This is a genomic window from Thermogutta sp. (assembly GCF_014359955.1).
Taxonomy (GTDB): domain Bacteria; phylum Planctomycetota; class Planctomycetia; order Pirellulales; family Thermoguttaceae; genus Thermogutta.
The window spans coordinates 1-1,746 of sequence record NZ_JACIYL010000873.1 but is presented as its reverse complement, the minus strand read 5'-3'; the positions used below and the strand labels follow the sequence as shown (position 1 = coordinate 1,746).

The window sequence follows — 1,746 nt, the reverse complement described above, 5'->3', positions numbered from 1 at the left end:
CATAAAAGTCCACGTACTTGTTGCGGTCTTCCGGATTCCTTCTGGCTTCGATCGCCGCCCGGGGATGCAGGTTCAACTGGCCGGTGATGTTGTACTGCACGTATGGCCCCCATTCCACTTCCGCCCGCAGCGGTTCAATCCAATCCTGAAGAAACTGGTAAATCGGCCGAATGTGGAACTTGGGGTTGCGGAGGAACCCGATCAAAAGCTCCATCGGGCAGTTGCCAGCACCGCGTCCCAGTCCCCCCATGGAGGCATCCACCCGGTTCGCACCGTGGATGATCGCCTCAATCGTGTTGGCGAAAGCTAACTGCTGATTATTGTGCGCGTGGATACCGACCTCTTTCCCACGCTCTTTGGCATAGCTGAGGTACTTTTTGACGAGACGTTCAATCTGCTCGGTATAAAGGGCCCCAAAGCTATCCACCACCACGACAACCTGAGCGGGGGTCTCGATGATCAACTCCAGGCATTGCTCGATTTCCACCTCGGTGGCCTGGGACACCGCCATCAGGTTCGCCGACGTCTCATAGCCCTTTTCGTGGGCCGCCTTGATCATTTCGCAGGCTTCGACGGTCTGATGCACATAAAACGCCACGCGGATCATGTCGAAAACGCTGCGATCCTTGGGAAGGAGATCGGTTTTCCAGTCCGATTTGCCCGCATCCATCATCGCCGCCAGCTTGAGGGACGTGGGATTGTCCCCCACGACGCGGCGGACATCGTCCTCATCACAGAATTTCCAGGTGCCAAAGCGGTCCCGCTGAAAAACCCGTTTCGAGGCCTTGTACCCGATCTCCATATAGTCGATACCGGCCTCCACACAGGTGTGGTAAAGGGCTTTCACAAACTCGTCCGAGAAATGATGGTCGTTGACCAGTCCACCGTCGCGGACCGTGCAATCGAGCACCTTCAGTTCCGGCCGGTACGTGATCCACGGAGCAATTTCCTTGGGATCGGGCGTCATACGGAGATCTCCCACAAATACGTCAACGGAGCCACAACAAACACCTGCCCTGCCCCCATTCTGGGTTCGCGCCTCAAGCTGGGAACTCCCAGAAAACTATATCTTACGGCGATCGATATGCTGCAACCGAAAGCGAAAAACCTACTATCCTGCTCTCGGGAGGGATTCTTAGACCACCTGGGCAGGGGGCACACATCCGGCCATGCCACTCGATTCTGTTGCCGGGGAGCCTTCACCACCGGGTTTTGCCCGCCATGCCGCCCATTTCCTCCTTGAGAACGCGCTCCGGTTCGCCGCGGACAAATTCCAGACGCGAGCCATAATCCTCGGCAATGTCGAAGACGTAGTCGCGGAAGGGGATTTCCACCGGCTGTTCACAGAATGTGAGAGCTGTTTCCTTCGTTTCCGCGAGGAAGCCTTCGTGCGGACAGCGCCATACTTTCAGATCCAGATTCCAGGGAAGCACGAGGACCTGGATGCGTCCCATCTGGAGCGCCTCTAACGTTTTTTCCACCCCCCAGATTCCCGCGCCTTCGCGAATTTCCGTCAAAAGACGCATTTCATCCCGTCGTTCTGCCTCGCTGAGGAGCGGTTCGACTTTTTCCAGGATGTCTTTGGAACTTGCCTCGTCGATGACTGGCGGATGCCCCACCCGACCGACAAGCCGTCCCCGTAAATTCCGATTGAGGAAAACCTCGAAGAAACCGGTTTCCCAGTCGTCGCCCATCAGAACGAGTCGATTCACATCCAGCCGGAGAACACATCGTTCGAGCAGTCGG

The 1,746-nt window shown here is 56.8% G+C and carries 2 protein-coding genes; both read right to left on the bottom strand.

Annotation, left to right across the window (positions count from 1 at the left end; translation table 11 throughout):
- Positions 1-967 (bottom strand): aldolase catalytic domain-containing protein (locus tag H5U08_RS17770; RefSeq protein ID WP_297036176.1); only part of this gene is annotated, 967 nt, incomplete at its 3' end.
- Positions 968-1,199: 232 nt separating this feature from the next.
- Positions 1,200-1,746 (bottom strand): hypothetical protein (locus H5U08_RS17765; RefSeq protein WP_297036173.1); only part of this gene is annotated, 547 nt, incomplete at its 5' end.